Here is a 19,020-nt window from a genome sequence, read left to right on the forward strand (position 1 = left end):
CATGACTTACATTGAGTGAATAAAATAAACAATTAAGCTGCCTGCTCAAAAGCGATATAATTGATCAATCTACCTTTCTTATCACGTACTGGATATCCTTTAATATGACATAAATAGGTAGATCTATCTTTCTTGTAATTTACAATAGACACCTCGAAAGGTTCTTCGTTGTCAATCGCTTGTCTAATAGTTTTAGAAATAGTATGGTCAGTTTGCTCACCTTGAAACATTTTGGGAGAATTTCCAATCACTTCCTCTGGAGTATAACCACTCATTTTTTCAATATTACGGGTAGCATACACGATTTTAAGTTCTGGATTTGTTATTACAATTACAGATTTATTATGAACTAATTCATTATGGTATACGTTTTCGAAATCCCATTTCTTAGTAATCTTATTTAGATTATCAAGATCGTTTTTAAAGTTTTGTAAAAACCAATTGTGTTCACTATAAAATTCCCAACTCGTAAGTGGCAAAATAAGAGACGGAACAGAATTATAATATTCTGCCATCATATTGTCATATCCTTCGAACTCCTTCATAATGTTGGTTTTGGGCAAATGTATTGATTTAATTAGGATTAATTCATTGAACAAAAGTTAATTATACAAGTAAACAAAAGTTAAATACTATATAAATTACCACTTAAACTGCAAAGTAGTGTACCAAGTTAATGGTTCTGAAGGAATAATTCCTGGTCCTGGATATCCGGTAGCTCTTTGTGTAAAATAACTTTCATCTAATAGATTATTAATACCTGTTTCTAGTTTAAACATTTTATAGGTATATGACAACGAAAGGTCTAAAATCGAATATGCCGGTATTGTTCCTATAATACCATTTCTACTATCTCCATCTAAGGCAGCAGAAGCGTTAGAAACATCTGTAAACTGTTCGGAGACGTATGTATACTGAAGGCTAGAAAGAAAATTCTTGTAACCAAATTTCAATCCAGTTTTAAGATTCACTTCTGGTATAAACTCAACTTTATTACCTTCTACTCCAGCAAGATCCGATGCTGTATACTCGGATGTGGTTAATGAAGTATTAGCAAACAAACTCAATCTGTAATTTTCATTATCCGCAGAGAACGTATTCCAAATATTCCAATCTACAAAACTCTCCAGTCCATAAATAAAAGCATCTCCAATGTTTCCTCTTACACGCTCTGCTCTATCATTAAACACAATACCAATTCTATCATCATACACTAACCCAAAAGCACTTATATCATAAGATAGCATATTATTTAATCTACCTCGAAATCCAACGTCCGCCGTAAACCCTTCTTCATCTCCAATATTAGGGTCTACCCTAAAAGTAGGACTCACCACTCTAATATCACTAAATGTAATAGATCTATAATTCTGTGATACATTTGCATATATTTCTAAAGAGTTATTTAATTTATAACTAGATCCTATTCCAAAAAGAAAAAAAGACCTTTCCAAATCTCTATTATCGGTTTCTTCTGTATTAGAAATTGGATTTCCAGCATTATCAAATATTACGTTATTAAAACTTCCTTCACTTTCTGTTTTAATATATTCAAATCTAAATCCTGGCGTAAGAGACAACTTATCTGAAAATTTAAATATGTTCTCTCCAAAAACCGATGCATTTAAATTTGGAAAATCAAAAGAAGATTGATTTGGGTAATCTGGAAAAGTTTCATCTTGGAAATTAAAATCTGGTCCTGACCCAAGTCCTCCAGATCCTTGTCTGGAATCATTCAAAGCCTGATAATATTTTGATCCTATTAAGAATACAGACTCTGTATCCAATAAACTATACCTAGTTAACAATCTAACCTCTGCACCCCAATTTTTAAAATTGTCTACGATAAGATCTCTGGAGTTTACAAAATTACCCTCTCCATCTACTTCATCTACGTCTGTAATAGGATTTGTATTTAAACTCCCTGGAATTCCTCTAAAACCAACAGCAGATCTAGACGCATCTAATCCAAATAGGTTAATGCTAAAATCCGTCTTATCCGAAAATTGATGCTCTAACTTTAAGGAAAATAACTTCCAATTAACATCAAACCAATTTCTAGTTCTATTACTAAACGTAGGATCTATATTAAACTGGGTATCCGTTAAACCGCCAGGTTGCTGCGCTAAATAATCTAAATACGTAAACTCACCAATTAATTTAGTTCTATCAGAAAATTGATATCCCAAATGCGCATAAACATTTTTAGAATCAAACTCGGAATTAGGTCTAAAACCATCTCCTCTTTTGTAATTAAAATAAGTGTAGTAACTAAACTTACCAACGCTGCCACCTAAACTATTAAAACTAGTAAACAAATTATAAGAGCCTAATGTTTGTCGAGAAATCAATTCGATCTTTTTATTCTGATTTGGTTTCTTCATTTTAAAATTCAACAAACCACCAAACTGCGTACCATATTGAAGCGAAGCAGCCCCACGAACAACCTGTATTTCCTCAATAGCCTCTGCAGGGGGTGTGTAGTAACTTTCTGGATAGCCTAATACATCTGCACTAATATCATATCCATTTTGTCGTGTATTAAAATTAGAAGTACGATTAGGATCCAATCCTCTACCACCAATATTTAGCTGTAATCCACCTACACTATTTTCATAGATATTCAATCCTGCTACTTGTGCATAAATCTGTCTAGTATTATTGGATGCTAAATTACCTTGTACATTACTTAATAAAACTACCTCACTTTTTTTACCTGCGTAAATAGCCGTACCTTCTACTGGTTTTAATTGTTTGAGTCCAAAAACTTTTTCTCTACGTTGCGTAATTACCACTTCTGACAATTCTTCTCCTAATGGTTGTAAAACCAGACTAATTTCAACATTATCAGAAACGGTAATTTGTCTTTCTAAAATTTCATAATCAAAGCTAAAAACAGATAGGTAACAAACCCCTTGTTCTACATCATTAAGTTCAAAACTACCATCGCTTCTAGTAACTGTTTGATCACCGTTGGATCTATTATAAACCTCAGCTCCCTGAACAGGTTGGTTATTTTGATTTTTTACAACCCCTTTAATACTATACTGCCCCGACACAATAGTTGTTATAAGTAAAAAAAAGACAACTACTTTACAATCCTTTAATTTCATCCTTAAATGGAATAATCCATGTTTTATGTTTAAATGACTCTTTTTGTTTTCCCAGATCCACATTAGGATCGATATATTGAGTACTTAACCGACCGTTAAGCGCTACGTAACTTTCTACAAATATTTGCACATTTTGGTGCCCTTGTTTTTCGAAATGTGCTTTTAGATAATGCGCATACTCCAAAATAAAATCAGGCTGGGTTGCCATTTGTTTTTGCTGAAATGCGGTTAAAAAATCATCATTATCCACATAAAATCGTTTGCCTGTTTCAGCATTCACAATTTTAAAATTAGCATATCCTGCTTTTTCCATAAGCATTACTCTCCAAGAAAAACGATACCCTTCTTCGGTCCAAAATAGTTCTCCTGGATATAGTAAAAATCGAAACGGCAAAAGTAATTGAATCACAAAAAACAACCCTAGTATAGTGGTAATTATTTTAGTCTTATTTTGAGTAAAAACCAGAGATATATTACTATCAAAATAGTCTTTATTTATCTTCATTATTTTAGATATCCAACCTAATATTCTATGGTGTACTTGTGCCCCAAAAAAAATGGTAGCTCCAACAATCATAATATAGGGGAACATACCTATCGGAAAAAGTACTCTGGTTAAAACATGAAAAATAACAACTAGACCAAATGCCACAACTCTAGTTTTTCTAAATAGTAAAAGAAATGGAATAGTAAGATCATAGATCGCACCAGAATAACTAAATACATAATGCATCCATTCTTGCTGCATTAAATCTCCAATTAAAGGAATGTCATACTTAGAAGGAAGCCAAATTTTAAGAGGCATCGCACGTACTAACCAGTCCGAATTGAGTTTTGCCAAACCTGCATAGAAATACACAATTCCTATCAGTAATTTTAAGGCATCTATAGCCCAAACGGGTACTTTCTGAAAAGACTTTCCTTTTATTTTAGCATCAAGTGAATAGTATGCATTTGCCGGTAAAAAAATTAGTAAGAAACTAAGAATGCTTATAAAATAGTAGTGATTTAGATAGGTGGTCTTATCCATCAACTCTATATAAGTAAAACTTAAAAAAAAGGTAATAATTGCTACTCTATATTGATATCCTAGCATTACACAAATACTAGCTATAGCACAAACACCAAAAATAAGATATGTGTAATTACCGATTGGCTTTATAAAATCCAATCCATAGTATGAAAAGAAAAAAGTAGGCTGGATATACAATTTATCTATCCATCCATAACTCCAAAAACGAATAATACTGATCAACATCATTAACCCAAAAAAAATACGAAAGACTGCAAGTGGTGCAGCCTCCGTATAATTTTTTAAATATTCGTTTCGTTGATATATCATACAATACTGAAGATAAATTTAATCTCCATCGGCATCTACAAAATCAACATTAACCGATATTGCCTGAAGCATATCTACTTTGATCAATACAACGTTCTTTTGTAATTCATCGTAAGTATTAAGCATCAAACTATTATTTGTTCTTACTTGTTCAGAGAAATCATTATTTAAATTAGCAGCAGTCGTTCTTGCTACGTTAAACTGATTATTGATCAAAGTACTTAAATCTTCTCCATCTTTAATGGTATTAAGAAAATCTAAATACGTCTTAAGACTTTGTCCTGTTGTACTACTTGTAAAATGCTCTCCATTAAAAAAGTCCTGAAGGGCATCCAGATTAGCATTGAATAGCATTTTCGAAATATCTCCCTTATAAAACCCTTCTACTCTGTCTTCTAGTGGAGACCCTGAAAATACTCCTGCAGGAATACCTACTTTCCCAGCCCTTAGATGCTTTTCATAATGAAAAATAAAATCGTTTACAATTCTATCAACCGAACTAGTAGCAGAAGATCCGCTATTATTCACAAAAGTATCTCTATAATTGGCAGTCCAATCAGTAACCACCTGAGATGTTAATGCATCCATTCTATTTACTAAATTGGTAAGATATTCTTTATAATCAGCACCTGCAGTAGCATCGGTAAAAACACTAACAATATTAGTATCCGAATCAGAAACACCATTTATTAAATAATCCAAAGCACCAAATCCTTGTTCATCCTGCTGGCTAATAGAAGAAAGATCATAAGAACCAGAGGAGATATTACTTTCGATATTAGCTGTATTTACTGGGTACACATTCATGAAATTTCTGAAAGATATAGCTTCAGCCATTCCAATTTCATACATGCTTACCGATTGCCATGAAGTGTATGCTGTTAACCAAGCTTCTCTTAAAGATACCAGATTAGCTTCGTCTGTGGTAGTTACAAAATCTGATGTAGCAGTTTTTAGCGCTGTCATATCAGAGGAAAAATTTTGATATGCAGGAACTATAATATTATCTGCTATATTTTCTAACATCGCTTCTCTATCAAAATTATCAACAGTTCCTCCTTCATCATCACTAGACGAACAGGCAACTACAAAAAGAACTAACACGAACGCTGACAAAAACAAATACTTCCTCATCTTATTTTTATTTATTCTTAATAAATCTGTGCAAATGTAAAAAAAGAGGTCGAAATGTTATTCACCTTTCGCCTCTTTTTTTCATAATTTATGAATTGTTTAGTTCGTACTCCCTGCTTGAGCAACTGTAAAACTAAATTTAGCAGCGATAGTATCTGACAATGCATCCAATGTTGTTGGAGTTACATCCCATAAACCATTAGTCGCTCCCATTAATTGGTTCAACAATACTTCAACCTCTGTTTTACTAAAATAAGGTTGATTAGTAGCAGGATTTTGGGTAAACTGAAGACTATAGATAAAACCAAATCCTTCAGATAAATCGTGGAAAACACTTGCGTAATCAACTGTTCCAGCTTCTAGACCATTTTTACCTTGCTGTAAATAGTATACTGCTCTGATTCCGATAATCTCAGAAACTTTTTCTTTTACAATAGCTGCTTGTGCATCTCTAACTGTATAATTCTTAGCTACGATAGCTGCTCTACCTAATTTAAGTGCATCATAAATCTCTGCTGCGATTCCTGCAAAATCGGGATCCCCTTCTACTCTACCTATATATTTATTAAGGAAACTATCCGCATCCCCAATAGTTGGGTTTGGATTTGCCGGATCTGCAGACGCACCATATAGATACCCATATGCTTCATCCCATTTATGTTCCATAGTAGTATACACTTGACCATCAGCTACTACTCCATTATCATTATTAGCAATATTATCTGCTTCATCCAAAACAGCAGTACCTAAATAATTATTTAATGCCTGGTCTGTCATTAAAGCTCCTATCAAACTTTTTGTAAAAGCTTGATCGTATTCTAAACCTTTCGCATTTACATAACGCTCAGATCCTCCACCAGCTTCTTGCAAAACACCAGCATTTCCAGCAGTTGCCGTTACTGCCCAATTAGGAAACACCTCATCAATCTGTCCTTTAATCCAGGCATCAAAATCCGCTTTAATTTCTGCTGCATCTGTAGCATTAGAAGAAAAATAGTCTCTAGAAGCAGCTGTTTTATTTCTTACACTCTTATCAGACGCATTTAACGCAACATCCTCGAAATCATCCGCATTTTCCTGATGATCAAACATCGCATCCACAATAGCTTCTGTAGTAGTCGTATTTTTAAACTGACCTATAATAGCTTCTGCCATTGCTATTCTGGTAGTTTGTCCACTAAAGCTTACTGTACTTTGTCCATCACGTTCAAAAACATAGGTTGCTGGTGCTTCTACCTGAACAACCGGAGTATTATCATCATCCGAAGAACAAGAGACTAAAAAGACTGCTCCGGTTATACCTATTACTTTAGCTATATTTTTTATTTTCATTGTTTTTTATTTAGACTTAATTTAAATAGTTAATGAGGTGCAAATATATCCATACAGAAATATTCTACAAACTTTATTTGTAATAAATCTAAATAAATTTAAAGTTTTAACAATTTCGTAAAACTAGGCAGGAATTTTAATAGTATTTTAAAAGCTAATACTAATCTGTACTATATTTCTTTCGCAGTGCTGTAACCCAATTGATTAGCAACTCTTTTTCTTGATCTTCTAAATTTCCATGAGTCCAAGTATAAGATGGCAAAGGCATTTCACCTTCTTCTACTTCTTCGATCAACTCTTCTAATTTATGATCCTTCTTTTTATCCGAATATGTTTCCCACTCTGAAACATTAAAATGTTCTTTTCCTTCTTCGATATGATTTGCTAACCAATACGATACGGGAGCGATATTAGCATACCAAGGATAGATAGTTTGGTTACTATGGCAATCGTAGCAATTACTCTTTAAAATCTCTTGTATCTCCGAAGTGGGTTTGGTTTCAATTTCGAAATAAGCAACAGATTCATAGCCAGACTCATTTCTATCAGGACGAATAAATTGCATAATTACTAATATAACAATTAAAGCTAGCCCTACTTTTTTTAAGATGTTTTTCATTTCTGTGTGTTAGTGTTAGTTAATGGTACTTAGTAAATATCTTGGTTGCTTCATTATGAGAAGCTTCAAAACTCATTGTTTTTATATTCGTATCTGCTTTGGCAGTAGTAAAATAAGACAACATTCGTTCGGTAGGCATATTTCCCGTTAGCTCATCTTTTGCCATAGGACACCCTCCAAATCCCTGAATTGCGCCATCAAATCTTCGACAACCAGATTTATAGGCAGCATCTACTTTTTCGAACCATGTTGTTGGAGTTGTATGCAAATGAGCCCCAAACTCGATATCCGGATACTTTGGAATTAAGTTAGAGTATAAATACTCAATAGTTTCGGGATTAGAGGTTCCCACAGTATCGGAAAGCGATAAAATTTTTACACCCATACGACTCAACTTTTCTGTCCATTCCCCTACTATTTCTACATTCCATGGATCTCCATAAGGATTTCCAAACCCCATAGACAAATATGCTACTACTTTTTTATTAGCCTGATCCGCAAGATTAAGAATTTCTTGTAAAGTTTCTACCGACTGTGCAATCGTTTTATGCGTGTTACGCATTTGAAAATTTTCTGATATAGAAAAAGGATATCCTAGATAATTTATTTCTTTATGCTGTACTGCATCTTTCGCTCCTCGCACATTAGCTATAATTGCCAGTAATTTACTTTCAGTTGTTGAAAGATCTAATTTAGAAAGTACTTCTGCAGTATCTACCATCTGGGGGATCGCCTTTGGAGAAACAAAACTTCCAAAATCTATCGTATCAAATCCACATCGTAATAAAGATTGGATGTATTGCACCTTTTTATCTGTTGGAATAAAATCCTTAATGCCTTGCATGGCATCCCTTGGACATTCAATAATTTTTACTTTTTCAGTCATTTAAGAGCTTCTGTCTAAAAGAAATTCAATTAAGAGTATAAAAATATGATTATTTTTCAGAAAACATGATAAAAATTCCAATTCCAACAAAGACTACAATCTGCATCCATTTTAAAAATACTCCAATTTTGGAACTCCCTTTTATATAATTGGAAATATAACCTGCCATAACCGCAATTCCTCCGAAAACAATAAAGGACACCAGAATAAACAGAAACCCTAATACATAAAACTGTATTACATTACTTAATTCATCACTGAATAAAAAACCTGGAAAGAAAGCTAAAAAGAAAATTGAAACTTTAGGGTTTAATACGTTCATGATAAATCCCTGTTTAAATAATTGACCTAAACTTTTCTTTTCTATGTTGCTTGAAGAGAATTGCAATGAAGCGTTACTTCTCCAAACTTTATACGCCAAAAAAAACAGATACAATGCTCCCGCCAGTTTAATCACAAAAAATAAGACTTCGCTTTGTTTAATAATCGCAGAAACCCCAAAAGCAACTAATGTTGTATGGACTAAACATCCTGTCATTAAACCCATCACAGTTGCAATTCCATATTTTTTGCCATTTACAATACTTTGCATTAATACATAAATATTATCTGGTCCAGGAGAAATAGACAAAGCGAATGTCGCTATGATAAATGCATATAAAATTTCAAAATTCATCGAATACCCTGTAAGTTTTTGATTAAAAAAACGACATCCCAAAAATATACATAATCGGCAAAACAAATTAGGGTTATTCTTAATTCAACTGTTTAGCATATAGAACACAATCATTTTAACCAATAACCACACAAATGAAAAAGCTTATACTCCAACCTATTTTCTTATTATTTTGTTTTTATTCTTTTGGTCAGACTACAACAGCTACCTATGATATTATTTTTACCAGTAATTGGGAAGCACATGGAACGCTTCCTGGTAGTGCTCACTTTACAGAATTGGTAGGAGCCACCCATAACACCAGTATTACTTTTCTAGAAATGGGAGGTTTGGCTACTCCGGGAATTGAACAAGTCGCAGAAACAGGAGGTTTCAGTATTTTTGAATCTGAAGTTAATGCTGCTATCAATGCCAATAATGCAGATCAATTTATAGAAGGTCCGGATTTATTTTTTAATGGACCAGAAAGAACGATTACAATAAGCGATGTTACAGTAAGTTCTGATTATCCATTAGTAAGTTTAGCATCTATGTTAGCTCCAAGTCCTGATTGGATGATTGCAGTAAATAGTGTTTCTCTAATTGATAATGGAGGACAATGGATTCCTGAAATTACCATGGATTTATTTACTTATGATGCAGGAACAGAAGAAGGAAATGGTTACAGTTTAAATAATAATCCTACCAATCCACACGAACCTATTTCTTTGGTGAATCACACGAATACCCCTTTAATTAACGAAAGAATTGGAACCATTGTTTTTACTCAAAAACAACTCAACGTTCAAGACTTCAATAATCAAAAAGAAGAAATAAAAATCTCTCCTAATCCAAGTGACGGTAATATATCTATACTAACTGGAAAGGTATCTAACATTAAAGAAATTGAGATATACAACGTACTTGGGAAACAAGTGAGGCGTTACGATTTCAAAAACAGCAACAATACTATCAACCTTGATTTAACTAATCTAAACTCTGGAATATATCTTGTACGTTTATTTACTGAAGCTGGACGAATAGAAACCCAGAAAATTATTCTTAAGTAATATTTTATAATCCTTTTGCTATTACAGCTTTATTGATATCTCTTATCAATTTAGGTCCTTCATAAATAAAACCAGTATAGATCTGTACCAAGCTTGCACCTGCTTCCATTTTTTCTATGGCATCGTTAGCGTTATGGATTCCTCCTACTCCAATAATCGGAAATGATCTATTACTTTTATCTGATAAATATTTGATTACAGCAGTACTTTTATCTTTAATAGGTTGTCCACTTAAACCTCCGTTCCCTATTTCCTCTAGTCTTGTTTGAGAAGCTTTTAATCCTTCTCTAGAAACAGAGGTATTGCTTGCAATAACACCATCTAGTTTTGTTTCTTGGACGAGTTCCACAATTTCATCTAACTGATTTGTGTTTAGATCTGGTGCGATCTTTAATACAATCGGTTTCTGCGAATCAAAAGTTTTATTTTTCTCTTGAACTGCTTCAATCAATTCTACTAAATAGTCTTTATCGTTTAGTTTGGCATGACTGCTTACATTAGGACAACTTACATTTAGAACAAAATAATCTACATAAGGATGTAAAGCTTCAAAACATTGCAAATAGTCTTTCGTATAATCTTCTGGAGCGGTATCCGTATTTTTACCAATGTTTCCTCCAATAATAAGCTTCCCCTTGTTTTTCTTTAATTGAGTTATTGCAGCTTCAAGTCCTTCATTATTAAAGCCCATTCGATTGATGATACCTTTATCATCTTTCAATCTAAACAATCTTTTTTTAGGATTTCCTACTTGCCCTCTTGGAGTAACTGTGCCTATCTCGATAAAACCAAAACCAAAATTAGCTAATTCGTTATACAACACAGCATTTTTATCAAACCCTGCTGCTAATCCTACTGGGTTTTTGAATGTTAAACCAAAAACTTCTCTATGAAGACCTATGCCCTTCACAAAATATCGAGAACGAATTAAGGAAGAAACAAAAGGAAATCTAGAAATGAATTTTATCAAACTAAAAGTAAAGTAGTGTACTTTTTCTGGATCGAATTGAAATAGAATTGGACGAATTAGTGTTTTATACATTCCAATATAATTTTGAGTGCAAAAATAACTTTATAAAGCTTCTTATAAAAGTATATGAATATGTATTTTTGAAATCTTCAAGTAAAAACACACCTCGCTATGATTCCAAAAAAACATATTATTGATAGATTTATAAGTTACGTTACTATAGATACGGAAAGTGATCCTAACAGTGATACTACTCCAAGCTCTGAGAAACAATGGGATCTTGCGAATAAATTAGTGGAAGAATTAAAATCTATTGGTTTGGAGGATGTCACTATCGATGAAAATGCATATATCATGGCTACAGTACCTTCTAATATAGATCATGAAGTACCTACTATTGGTTTTATTTCTCATTTCGATACTACACCTGATTTTACAGGAGCGAATGTAAATCCACAGATCATAGAAAATTACGATGGAAAAGACATTATACTGAATAAGGAGGAAGAAATTATTTTATCGCCTGATTATTTTGAAGATTTAAAACTATACAAAGGACAAACGTTAATCACCACTGATGGTACTACTCTATTAGGTGCTGATGATAAAGCTGGTATTGCAGAAATAGTATCTGCTATGGAATACTTAATCCAACATCCTGAAATCAAACATGGTAAAATCCGTATTGGATTTACTCCTGATGAAGAAATTGGAAGAGGAGCTCATAAATTTGATGTACAAAAGTTTGGTGCAGAATGGGCTTATACAATGGATGGTAGCCAAATTGGCGAATTAGAATACGAGAATTTTAATGCCGCAGGTGCCGTAGTTACGATCAAAGGAAAAATAGTACATCCTGGGTATGCTAAAGGCAAAATGATTAATAGTATGTATATCGCGCAGGATTTTATTAACTCTTTACCTCGATTGGAAACTCCAGAACATACCAGTGGTCGTGAGGGATTCTTTCATCTTCATACCATGAATGGTGAAGTAGAAGAAACCAAATTACATTACATTATTAGAGACCATGATAAGGAGCATTTTGAAGCTCGCAAAGAAATGATGTCCAAACTAGGTGATGAGCTTAATAAGCAATATGGAAAAGATGTTATCCATGTAGAGATAAAAGATCAATACTATAATATGAAGGAAAAGGTGGAACCTGTAATGCATATTGTAGATATTGCCGAAGAAGCTATGAAGGCATTGGGAATTAAACCACTTATAAAACCAATCCGCGGTGGAACCGATGGATCGCAATTGAGCTATATGGGATTACCTTGTCCTAATATATTTGCTGGTGGTCATAATTTCCATGGAAGATATGAATATGTTCCGGTAGAAAGTATGATCAAAGCTGTAGAAGTAATCGTAAAGATTGCACAACTTACTGCAGAACGTAAATAGTACTTCGTCGATATTTTAATTATTTGGACGATTTTACTCTTTTTTCTCATTTCGAAATAAAAAGCAAATATCTCGTATAGTAGTAGATTTATGTGATAACTATTTAATCACTTTAAAACATAAATCATGCAAACTACAGAAAAAGTAGTGGATACAGCAGTATCTGCTACAACTGAGACCGGAGGTGCCATTATGGATTCTTTAGGAGGATTTTTTAACTCTATACAAGAAGGTGTAGGCCAATATGGATTAAAAATTGTGGGAGGAATTGTAGCCCTAATTATTGGTCTCTGGATTGTAAAGATGATCATGAAGGCCATCAAAAAAGCGTTTGACAAAAGTAATGTAGATCACACACTAAAACCTTTCTTAGTTACTTTAGTTAATTTCTTACTAAAGGTACTTTTATTTATTTCTATTGCAGGAATCGTTGGGATTCCAACAGCGACTTTTGCAGCCTTACTAGCAGCTGTTGGTTTAGCTATTGGTGGCGCTTTTAATGGTTCATTAGGACATATGGCTGCAGGAGTAATGTTATTAGTTTTCCGACCCTTTAAGGTAGGAGATCTTATCGAAACTGGAGGGAAATTAGGTTTTGTTAAGGAAATTTCGGTTTTCGTTACCATCTTAGAAACGTTCCAAAACAAAACAGAAATCATTCCTAATGGTTCTATTACTTCAGGAACAATCACCAACCTTACTACAATTGGTAACTTAAGAGTAGATATGCCTTTTGGTATCCAATATGGAACCGATATCGAAAAGGCAAAACAAATCGTGCTAGAGGTAATGAAAAATGATCCAAAAGTAATGAATGATCCTGCACCAAGAGTTGCTGTTAATAATTTGGGAGCGAACGGAGTTGAACTATTAGCACTACCTTATTCTACTTGCGATGATTATTGGGATGTATATTGGGATACACGTCAAAAAATTGTTGAGGCATTAGGTAATGCTAACTATGCAGCACCATTACCACAACGTATTGTGACTATGAAATCATAAGTACACAACTAAAATATTATTTACAAAAAAAGCGTCGTATATAAAATACGACGCTTTTTTTTAGCTATAGCCTTTATTACTTTTTCTTTTCTGCAGGTGGAGCATTTAATTTCTGACTCATTTCTAGTGAAATGGCAGATTTATCAAATGTTAGCTTTCCTGATCCAGTTTCGATAATAACGGCATTATTTTTTTCGCTGAAGTCAAAAACTTTTCCATGAAGACCGCTTTTTGTTACGACACGATCTCCTTTCTTAAGTTCTTCAGCAAATTTCTTCTCCTTTTTAGCCTTTTGCATTTGTGGACGTATCATAAAAAAATACATCACTACAAATATCAGAAGTATAAAAGGTAACTGTCCTCCAAATCCTTCCATAAATATTACTCACTTACAGGAGTTCCGCTAACTGGCTTAGCTTTAGGAGTTACCATTGCCTTAATCTTAAGGATTTCTTTTCCTGCTTCAGTGTTTGCAGTAATAGTAACTTGTTTGTTCTGAGCATTAGGCTTTCCGTTAGAGTTAAACTTTACTAACATAGATCCTGTTGCTCCTGGTGCTACTGGTTCTTTAGTCCACTCAGGAACTGTACAACCACAACTACCTTTTGCGTTTACAATTACTAAAGGAGCTTTACCTGTGTTTGTAAATGTAAATGTATGCTCTACAACATCACCTTCGTTGATAGTTCCAAAATCGTGCTCTGTTTCAGAGAAAGTCATTACAGGAAAATCTGTGTTTTTTGCATCACGATCTGCAGCATCTGCTACATTTTCTTCTTTAACTTTTTCTGCTGCATTATCTTTACAAGACATAAATGTCAAAGCAAAAACACCAGCCAAAATTAAGATTCCTTTTTTCATTACTTGGGTTTTTAATTAATTGAGGGTTAAAAATACTATTTTTTTTGAACTACATAAGTCCACGGCCAACTTTATTTAATTTACCGTTTTCTTGATACTCTTTTGATATTTTATCAAGAATTCCATTGATAAATATACTACTCTTTGGAGTACTATATTCCTTTGCAATCTCTAAATATTCGTTAATTGTTACTTTTACAGGTATTGATGGAAACTTTTGAAACTCACAAATTGCCATTTTAATCACTGCTTTATCCAATTCTGCAATTCGGTCTTTATCCCAATTTGGTGTTTTACCTTCTATCTCTTTTGCAAACTCTACTCCTTTTAAGGCAGTTTTTCTAAAAATATCTTTTGCAAATTTTTTGTCGTCGATATCTTTATAAAGACTCGGTAATGACATATGCTCATCATGTGTCTTTTTGATTTTTCTGAGCATTTTAATAATTCCAGTATTTATAAGCGGTAGATCATCAATCCAGGTAAGTTTTTGATCCTCTATATATTCGTAGAGCTTTTCATTAGGAGCTATAATCTCTTTGAATACATCAAGAATAAAATCTTTATCCTCTTTAAAAGAGCTCATTTTTGTACTCATGTAATCAGAGTATAGTTCACTCTTTTTAATTTCTTTCCAAAGTATTTTTACATACTCGTCATCTAGATCCCAACAATTTAATTTCTTGCGATCCATAGCTTCCTTTAATTCTAGATTCTTTTCTAGCAATAAAAGAACTTCATTATTGATAAACTTTAAATTTGGATTTTTCTCTTCTGAAGTAGCTAAATGTTTTTTCTGACTTTTTTCTACAAAATCAGCCGCATGTTTTCTTATTTCTACCAAAAGTTGCAGGTTAATAAGAAATAAATCGTACATCTGATCGATACTAAAAAGTAAAAACTTTTCTTCTTTATCTAAATTATCACTTTGCGTCTGCTCCATAGCGTAGAGTGACTGCATTACTTTAACTCGAATATGTCTTCTGGTTAACATAAGAAATTACAAAGAACATTAATAAAAAGGGGGCGAAAGTGGTTCTCACTTTCGCCCTGCAAAAATACTATTATTTTTATTCTACAAGTTCTAAAACTTACATTATTATATTGTAAATTTTAGATTACTATTATTTGCTATTTTTTTTAGAAGCAATTCTTTCTTCAGCAATGCTCATTGCAGCAGCATTCGTAGTCATCCCTGTAGCTTTTGCTTTATTCAAAATATCTAATGTAGTATTGTAAATATTTTCGGTTTTAGATTTAATCTGCTCTCTACCGTACCCTTCTATTTCTGCGTATACATTAATAATACCTCCTGCATTAATTAAGAAATCAGGAGCATAAACAATACCTCTTTCTTGTAATAAAGGTCCATGGATATTCTCGGTAGCTAATTGATTATTTGCAGCTCCTGCAATAACTTTTACTTTTAACTTATCTATAGTATCATTATTAATAGTAGCTCCTAAAGCACACGGCGCATAGATATCCGCTTCTTCCGCATATAAATCTTGTCCTCTGTATATATCAACTCCGTACGCAGCACTTACTTGCTCTAAACGTTCTTGATTGATATCTGCAATAATTACGTTAGCACCTTCTTCTGCAGTTAAACGAACTAATTCCTCTCCTACATGACCTATTCCTTGTACCAATATCTTTTTGCCCTCTAGATTATCTGTTCCATAAGCAAACTTAGCAGATGCTTTCATACCCATATACACTCCATACGCAGTTACTGGTGATGGATTACCCGCTCCTCCTTTTTCTTCAGAAATACCTGTTACATAAGGAGTAACTTCTCTAACAGTATCCATATCAGAAGTCTCCATTCCAACGTCTTCTGCTGTGTAGTATTTTCCTCCTAAGGTATGTACAAACTCTCCAAAACGTCTCATCAATGCTGGTGTTTTGACCGTCTTAGGATCTCCGATGATTACCGCTTTACCACCACCAAGATTTAAACCAGTGATTGCAGCTTTGTAGGTCATACCTCTAGACAAACGTAATACATCATTTAATGCATCCCATTCTGTTTGATAATTATACATTCTAGTACCTCCCAAAGCAGGTCCTAAAATTGTGTTATGCACACCAATTATTGCCTTTAATCCTGTATCTTTGTCTTGACAAAAAACAACTTGTTCGTGATCATTAAAAGACAATTGTCCAAATACTGGAGCTTCTTTTTTTAATTGATTTGCAGTAAGCACTTCAGTTATCATTTTCAGAAATTTTAAAATGTTATTATTAAATAATAGTCAAAATTGGAGTGCTAAAATAATGTATTTTTACGAATTTAAAATTTTTTGTTGTTAAATTTTAAGAATTTGTTAATAATTGAGTTTCTAAAAATCAATACTTTATGCGTGCATTACAGCATCTGAACAAGTACTTCCTGAAATATAAATATCGACTCCTCATCGGTTTATTCATTACTATTATTGCCAGAATCTTTGCAGTTGCTGTTCCTAAATTTGTAGGAGACTCTGTAGAAATAGTAGAGCAATATATTAACCATAGTATTACGGATATCAACGAAGTAAAATCGGGATTGATTACTAACATTTTATTAATTCTTGGTTCGGTTCTTATTGCAGCTTTCTTTACATTTTTAATGAGGCAGACTTTTATCGTTGTGTCTCGATTTATAGAATTCGATTTAAAAAATGAAGTATTCGAACATTATCAAATTTTGTCTCTGAATTTTTACAAAAAAAATCGAACAGGGGATTTGATGAATCGTATTAGTGAAGATGTTTCCAAAGTGAGAATGTATGTAGGTCCCGCGATTATGTATAGCGTAAACACAATAACATTATTTGTAGTAGTAATTGGTTACATGATTACAATTGCTCCACAATTAACATTGTATACCGTAGCACCATTACCTATTTTATCTATTTCTATTTATAAACTTAGTGTAGCTATTCATAAGCGAAGTACTATCGTACAGCAGTATTTATCAAAACTAACCACATTTACGCAAGAATCTTTTAGCGGTATTTCGGTCATTAAAGCGTATGGAATAGAAACTCAAACGTTGACTAACTTCACAGAGTTATCTAATACTAGTAAAGAAAAAAATATAGATCTGGTTAAAGTTCAGGCGCTATTTTTCCCATTAATGGTACTTCTTATCGGAGTAAGTAATCTTTTGGTCATCTATATAGGAGGTCAACAGTATATTAACGGTACTATAAAAGATCTGGGGATCATTGTGGAGTTTATCATTTTTGTAAATATGCTCACTTGGCCAGTTGCCACTGTTGGTTGGGTTACCTCAATTATTCAACAAGCAGAAGCATCGCAGGTAAGAATTAATGAGTTCTTAAGCCAAGAACCAGAAATTACAAATACGGTAACTACCGAGACACCAATTACTGGTAATATCGTATTTGATGACGTTTCATTTACTTATGATGACACAAATATTACAGCTTTAAAAAATATTAGCTTTTCTATCAATTCTGGCCAAACCATTGCAATAATTGGAAAAACAGGATCTGGAAAATCAACTATTTTGGATTTATTAGGAAGGTTATATGATGTAAGCCATGGAGAAATAAAAGTAGACAATACTCCTATTCAAAAATTAAACCTCATCGACTTAAGATCCTCGATTGGATATGTACCACAAGATGCATTTTTATTCAGCGACTCTATTAGAAACAATATTAAGTTTGGAAAAACAGACGCTTCAGATGATGATGTCATCCAAGCTGCAAAAAACTCAGCGGTTCATAAAAACATTGTAGAATTTAGTAAAGGATATGATACGGTATTAGGCGAACGTGGAATAACTTTATCCGGCGGACAAAAACAGCGTGTATCTATTGCCAGAGCAATTATTAAAGATCCATCGATATTACTTTTTGATGATTGTTTGTCCGCGGTAGACACAGAAACAGAAGAAGAAATTCTGAATAATCTTCATAGAATTTCTAAAAATAAGACTACTTTTATCGTAAGTCATCGTGTTTCTACAGCTAGAAATGCGGATAAAATAATCGTACTAGACGAAGGAAAAATTATCCAAAAAGGTACTCATAATCAACTATTAGAGGTCGATGGATACTACAAAGAACTGTATTTAAAACAGCTTAGCGAAAAAGAAATTTGATATTTTGTTGTACGATTAACAATTTTTTTGGATTTTTGATTCCATCGTAACAGACTAATTAATTAAGAAATAAGGATTATGAGCGATAATGAAATGTTGGATAAAGAGGAAATTTTCTCAAAAGTTTTAAGAGCAGGTAGAAGAACCTATTTCTTTGATGTAAGATCGACAAAAGCAGGGGATTATTATCTTACTATTACAGAAAGCAAAAAATTCACTAACGATGACGGATCTTTTCATTACAAAAAGCACAAGATCTATTTATACAAAGAAGATTTTGCTGGATTCACTGAGATATTAAATGAAATGACCGATTTTATCGTTAATGAAAAAGGTGAAGAAGTAATCAGTGAGAGACATCAAAGAGATTATCAGAAGTCTTATGACCACAGTGCGGTATCCGCTTCGGTTAATGAAGAAGTTACTGCTTCTACTGAAAGTTTTACAGATGTAAGCTTTGACGATATATAAGAATAATAAGTTATGTTAAACTTATGCAAACC

Annotated in this window: 18 protein-coding genes; 5 read left to right on the forward strand and 13 right to left on the reverse strand. The window is 33.1% G+C overall.

Annotated elements, in window-relative coordinates:
* Positions 1-32: 32 nt before the first annotated feature.
* The 8 genes from Q1B37_RS15520 to Q1B37_RS15555 form a co-directional block, all read right to left on the reverse strand.
* The gene (locus tag Q1B37_RS15520; protein WP_299899888.1) at positions 33-545 is read right to left on the reverse strand and encodes a PAS domain-containing protein; all 513 of its coding nucleotides are present in this window, start codon (positions 543-545) and stop codon (positions 33-35) included.
* 96 nt (positions 546-641) lie between these two features.
* On the reverse strand, positions 642-3,113 hold the full coding sequence (locus Q1B37_RS15525) for a TonB-dependent receptor (protein ID WP_299899890.1): 2,472 nt from the start codon (positions 3,111-3,113) through the stop codon (positions 642-644).
* Complete coding sequence (locus Q1B37_RS15530; RefSeq protein ID WP_299899891.1) at positions 3,094-4,455, reverse strand: HTTM domain-containing protein; 1,362 nt, start codon at positions 4,453-4,455, stop codon at positions 3,094-3,096. Before Q1B37_RS15530 ends, Q1B37_RS15525 begins: the two co-directional genes overlap by 20 nt.
* Before the next feature lie 18 nt (positions 4,456-4,473).
* On the reverse strand, positions 4,474-5,589 hold the full coding sequence (locus Q1B37_RS15535; RefSeq protein WP_299899892.1) for an imelysin family protein: 1,116 nt from the start codon (positions 5,587-5,589) through the stop codon (positions 4,474-4,476).
* A gap of 99 nt (positions 5,590-5,688) precedes the next feature.
* Positions 5,689-6,921: a DUF4856 domain-containing protein gene (locus tag Q1B37_RS15540; RefSeq protein WP_299899894.1), complete on the reverse strand. Its 1,233-nt coding sequence runs from the start codon at positions 6,919-6,921 to the stop codon at positions 5,689-5,691.
* Positions 6,922-7,081: 160 nt separating this feature from the next.
* Positions 7,082-7,540, reverse strand: coding sequence for a heme-binding domain-containing protein (locus Q1B37_RS15545; protein WP_299609402.1), 459 nt, complete (start codon positions 7,538-7,540; stop codon positions 7,082-7,084).
* A 19-nt stretch (positions 7,541-7,559) separates the two neighbouring features.
* Positions 7,560-8,426, reverse strand: a complete 867-nt coding sequence (locus Q1B37_RS15550) for a hydroxymethylglutaryl-CoA lyase (RefSeq protein ID WP_299609400.1) — start codon at positions 8,424-8,426, stop codon at positions 7,560-7,562.
* Between the two features lie 49 nt (positions 8,427-8,475).
* Positions 8,476-9,102, reverse strand: coding sequence for a LysE family translocator (locus Q1B37_RS15555; protein WP_299899896.1), 627 nt, complete (start codon positions 9,100-9,102; stop codon positions 8,476-8,478).
* A 134-nt stretch (positions 9,103-9,236) separates the two neighbouring features.
* On the opposite strand from Q1B37_RS15555, the gene Q1B37_RS15560 reads away from it, so the two are divergent.
* Positions 9,237-10,151 (forward strand): spondin domain-containing protein, encoded by a 915-nt coding sequence (locus Q1B37_RS15560; protein WP_299899898.1) that lies wholly within the window; start codon positions 9,237-9,239, stop codon positions 10,149-10,151.
* A 4-nt stretch (positions 10,152-10,155) separates the two neighbouring features.
* Here the strand turns inward: Q1B37_RS15560 and Q1B37_RS15565 are convergent, their stop codons facing one another.
* The gene (locus Q1B37_RS15565; RefSeq protein WP_299899899.1) at positions 10,156-11,193 is read right to left on the reverse strand and encodes a quinone-dependent dihydroorotate dehydrogenase; all 1,038 of its coding nucleotides are present in this window, start codon (positions 11,191-11,193) and stop codon (positions 10,156-10,158) included.
* Positions 11,194-11,292: 99 nt separating this feature from the next.
* Between Q1B37_RS15565 and pepT the strand changes: the two genes are divergently transcribed.
* Together pepT and Q1B37_RS15575 are read left to right on the forward strand one after the other, a co-directional pair.
* Complete coding sequence (gene pepT / locus Q1B37_RS15570; protein ID WP_299609374.1) at positions 11,293-12,531, forward strand: peptidase T; 1,239 nt, start codon at positions 11,293-11,295, stop codon at positions 12,529-12,531.
* Between the two features lie 126 nt (positions 12,532-12,657).
* The gene (locus Q1B37_RS15575; protein WP_299609371.1) at positions 12,658-13,536 is read left to right on the forward strand and encodes a mechanosensitive ion channel domain-containing protein; all 879 of its coding nucleotides are present in this window, start codon (positions 12,658-12,660) and stop codon (positions 13,534-13,536) included.
* A gap of 76 nt (positions 13,537-13,612) precedes the next feature.
* Here Q1B37_RS15575 and yajC read toward each other — a convergent pair whose 3' ends face one another.
* From yajC to Q1B37_RS15595, 4 genes are all read right to left on the reverse strand, one after another.
* On the reverse strand, positions 13,613-13,912 hold the full coding sequence (gene yajC, locus Q1B37_RS15580; protein WP_299609368.1) for a preprotein translocase subunit YajC: 300 nt from the start codon (positions 13,910-13,912) through the stop codon (positions 13,613-13,615).
* A 5-nt stretch (positions 13,913-13,917) separates the two neighbouring features.
* The gene (locus Q1B37_RS15585; RefSeq protein ID WP_219009918.1) at positions 13,918-14,397 is read right to left on the reverse strand and encodes a DUF1573 domain-containing protein; all 480 of its coding nucleotides are present in this window, start codon (positions 14,395-14,397) and stop codon (positions 13,918-13,920) included.
* Between the two features lie 49 nt (positions 14,398-14,446).
* Positions 14,447-15,358, reverse strand: a complete 912-nt coding sequence (nusB, locus tag Q1B37_RS15590) for a transcription antitermination factor NusB (RefSeq protein WP_299899901.1) — start codon at positions 15,356-15,358, stop codon at positions 14,447-14,449.
* A 163-nt stretch (positions 15,359-15,521) separates the two neighbouring features.
* On the reverse strand, positions 15,522-16,619 hold the full coding sequence (locus Q1B37_RS15595; protein ID WP_299609359.1) for a Glu/Leu/Phe/Val dehydrogenase: 1,098 nt from the start codon (positions 16,617-16,619) through the stop codon (positions 15,522-15,524).
* A 140-nt stretch (positions 16,620-16,759) separates the two neighbouring features.
* Between Q1B37_RS15595 and Q1B37_RS15600 the strand changes: the two genes are divergently transcribed.
* Positions 16,760-18,517 (forward strand): ABC transporter ATP-binding protein, encoded by a 1,758-nt coding sequence (locus Q1B37_RS15600; protein WP_299899903.1) that lies wholly within the window; start codon positions 16,760-16,762, stop codon positions 18,515-18,517.
* Between the two features lie 78 nt (positions 18,518-18,595).
* Positions 18,596-18,988, forward strand: coding sequence for a PUR family DNA/RNA-binding protein (locus Q1B37_RS15605; protein ID WP_299609354.1), 393 nt, complete (start codon positions 18,596-18,598; stop codon positions 18,986-18,988).
* Positions 18,989-19,020 lie beyond the last annotated feature (32 nt).

It is taken from the genome of uncultured Aquimarina sp., from assembly GCF_947492965.1.
Lineage (GTDB): Bacteria > Bacteroidota > Bacteroidia > Flavobacteriales > Flavobacteriaceae > Aquimarina.